This is a genomic window from Phormidesmis sp. 146-12 (assembly GCF_052939495.1).
In genome coordinates this window covers 1-3165 of record NZ_JBJPHS010000224.1, presented here as the reverse complement: position 1 = coordinate 3165, position 3165 = coordinate 1, and the positions used below count along the sequence as shown (strand labels likewise).

The following is a 3165-nucleotide window of genomic DNA, read 5'->3' as shown; positions in this document are numbered from 1 at the left end:
GTCCCCAGATCTTGCTATCTGTTTAGGCTGAACGAATCACACACCAAAAACAACGCTAAGGAATTTATCGCTTGAACTAACGAACTGATAAGTTGCTCAAATCAGTCAAACATTGTACTACAGAGGACTGGGACTAATATTGGACTGAGTAGTACATCTAACGACCATGCTACAAGCGTAATCCAATTCGGTCTAGGTGGCTGAATCCTTGATTCCTCGGTGGGACTTCTGCTGTCCGCGCAGATAAATCAGAACAGTAGAGGCATTAGCAGTCATTATCAGACAGTCTTTGGCTGGGTTCGTGCGACACTCAGTCCACCTTTACAAAGACTGAGACCTTGCGATGCCAGGAAGAATATTAACCGATGCCGAGCGAGAACGCCTCAACCGTTTTCCAGAAGATATCAGAACTCATTTCACTTTAACGTATGAGGATTTGAGTCTAGTTGATCAACGACGTGGGAATACAAATCGCATCGGATTCGCTTTGCAACTGCTGACTTTGCGGTACTTAGGCTTTATTCCAGATGATATTCACAGCATTCCCGATGACGTTGTAGAATTTGTTTCACATCAACTCGATATTCCTGTCGCTGCACTATCGAGCTATGGTAATCGAACTCAAACACGCACCAGTCATCAGCAACGCATCGAATTGTATCTAGGCTATCGTTCTGCAACCAACCTAGCCTCAGTAGATCGCAAAGTCAGCCCGACACGGGTAAATAAATGGCTGTAATCAACGGAAATCGTCGTTCTACCGCATGAGTGAGGAAATCCAACATGGTTTTGAAGGGAAACAAAGCTTTCAAAACCACCTGCCCACCGGGTCTTGGGCGAGAGACGAAATACCAGAGCAAATAGACCCACAGATTCACCAGAATCAAGGCTAACGCGACAAATAGAAATCTGAGGATTGGGTTTTTGGTGGTGGTGCGAATGCGCCCCTGATTCTTCAGGCGGTAGCTCGTTTCAATGCCAAAGCGGTCGCGGTAATAGTCATGTAGTTGAGGGAGCGCGATCTTCAAGCGATGCACGACGTAGAGGGCATCGCAAATGCCATGCTTCCCTTTGAATCCTTTGAAATACCCGCAGACCACGGCAACGCAACAGGTGACGCTGCGATGCGCAGAACTGTTGAGGGTGTAGGTTGTGCGATAGCTTTTGCGTCCGACACACAGCGCAGGAGTTCCCCCTGTTTTGCCGCGAATTACCGCAGGCATCAAAAACGGTAAGTTGAGTGCCTTGAGCCAGCGAATCACGGGAACTGAGTAGAAACCGCGATCTAGCAGTAACGCTTTAACGCGCACGCGCAACGGTGAGAGCATTGCTAACAGATAGGTGAGCGTAGCAACTAGGGTTTCATCGCTCGGCACCGCATGAATGCCCAAGGTGACACGCCTGTTGCGGCAAATCACATACACAGTCGCATAGGCAAAGAATCGGGTCGTCCCGGCTTTTGCTTGAGAGCGGTAGACATACGGCGCTTCGATTTCGTTCGGTACCCCATAGTAGGGAATCAAGTGCAAATCGATGGCGATGCGATGCCGCCCCTTGCCGATTTTGGGTGGAATCCGACTTTGCAAGGCGGCATTCACTTGTGCCTCTAATGTCACCCTGTCGTCCAGTTTCTCTAGCTGATAGCGGATGCAGTTGCTGCTAGGTGCTCCTGACAAACTTCGTGTGGTGTGTTCAATGCTATCTCCCCGGCTTGCCGCTCGCACTAGGATTTCAAAGAATTCCCGCGCTGTGTAACTGCCATTCGTTTCCAAGCAAAGGTGTTCGCTCAAGCAGTGGATCGTGCAGTCCAAGGTGCTTTGATCATCCAAAGCGGGCGTATCACATAATAAGGATGGGTAGGAAGTCATGGCTGTTTAAATTTTGGTTAGCCTGACTCTACCCCTTTCCTAGAGAATTTTCGATCTACTGAGCCTACCTGTTGGGCGTTAGACGTAGTAGAAACCTGTCCACATCACCGTTGCTACTTACAACTGTGGTGTACCTACTGCGGTTCTTTACAAGTTTATTTGAATCGGCACAGACCGCTTGGTCACTGCACCCGCTGTGGCGCTTGGCTTGGGTATGCTGTCGAGCCACATCCTCGAGCCGACAAGACGGATGACCAATGGAGATGGAACCAGTGGGTCGCAGAGGCAATTGGAGCGCTATTAGTGGTCACACCAAAAATCACTCAACAAATCGCACACAACACCATTCGAGTACTGAAGCGGCAGCGTAAACCTGAACTCTCAACATTTTTCAGTCAGTGCTATAACCTTAGATTGTCTCCGAACGAAGCAATATTCCGTCTCAAGCAGGCGCGATTTTCAAGCATAAAGTGAGCAACTGGATTTAAAGCATAAAGTGAGCGGCTTGCTCAACTTATGGTTGAAACCACATGTCACTGTAAGCATAACTTGAGCCATTGTGAAAGCATAAGTTGAGCCAAAAAATGCTTGAGATGCTGATTTTTGCGTCGCTTGATTTAGTTTAATCCAAACGGTTTGAAAGCATAACATGAGCCAAAGTTTTGTTTTGAAAGCATAAGTTGAGCAAACATTTGCAGCAATGGCTTGAACAGACTCAAAATTGTGATTAGCTGAAGTGAGAAGCGATGAGTACCGATTCCACAGTTGTAACTCTTCAGGAGGCTGCAAAGATGTTAAGCAGTCATGCCTTCAACGATTGGTGCCAACAGCTTCAGGTTAATTCCGTTGCTCGTGCCGTGATTGAGCAAGTTCGGAACGCAGCCCCATCTCGTCAAGTTCAAGGGCGACGAAAAAACGTTTGTGGCAGCTATCCGAGTCGAAAGATGGGACTGACGATTCAGTTCGAGTCGCATCGGAATGAATTAGCCCGGATTCACGAACTTGAGCATGATCAAATGGTGCTGGAGTACTATGACCAACCGCCACCGATTGAATTAGTCTACTCATCGAAAATTGGGCGACGAACGCGGCATCAGTACACACCCGACTTTTTTGTTTTGCGAACCGACGGCGTGGAATGGGAGGAATGTAAGACCGAGACGGAGTTAATTAAACTCGCTCAGGAGAACTCAAACCGCTACTGCCAAGATATTCAGGGAAAATGGCATTGCCCACCAGGAGGGCGTTGCATAATAGAGGGATGAATGAGGGTATTGTACTATGCAGTGTCGATACT

General features: G+C 48.0%; 3 protein-coding genes. 2 read left to right on the top strand and 1 reads right to left on the bottom strand.

Annotated features, from left to right (window positions below; genetic code table 11):
* The first annotated feature begins 343 nt into the window (after positions 1 to 343).
* On the top strand, positions 344 to 739 hold the full coding sequence (locus ACKFKF_RS34705) for a DUF4158 domain-containing protein (protein ID WP_446871898.1): 396 nt from the start codon (positions 344 to 346) through the stop codon (positions 737 to 739).
* Here the strand turns inward: ACKFKF_RS34705 and ACKFKF_RS34700 are convergent.
* Positions 708 to 1868 (bottom strand): transposase, encoded by a 1161-nt coding sequence (locus ACKFKF_RS34700; protein ID WP_446871897.1) that lies wholly within the window; start codon positions 1866 to 1868, stop codon positions 708 to 710. The two genes, ACKFKF_RS34705 and ACKFKF_RS34700, sit on opposite strands and share 32 nt — an antisense overlap.
* A gap of 791 nt (positions 1869 to 2659) precedes the next feature.
* Between ACKFKF_RS34700 and ACKFKF_RS34695 the strand changes: the two genes are divergently transcribed.
* Positions 2660 to 3133, top strand: a complete 474-nt coding sequence (locus ACKFKF_RS34695) for a Tn7 transposase TnsA N-terminal domain-containing protein (RefSeq protein WP_446871896.1) — start codon at positions 2660 to 2662, stop codon at positions 3131 to 3133.
* The last annotated feature ends 32 nt before the right edge of the window (positions 3134 to 3165 follow it).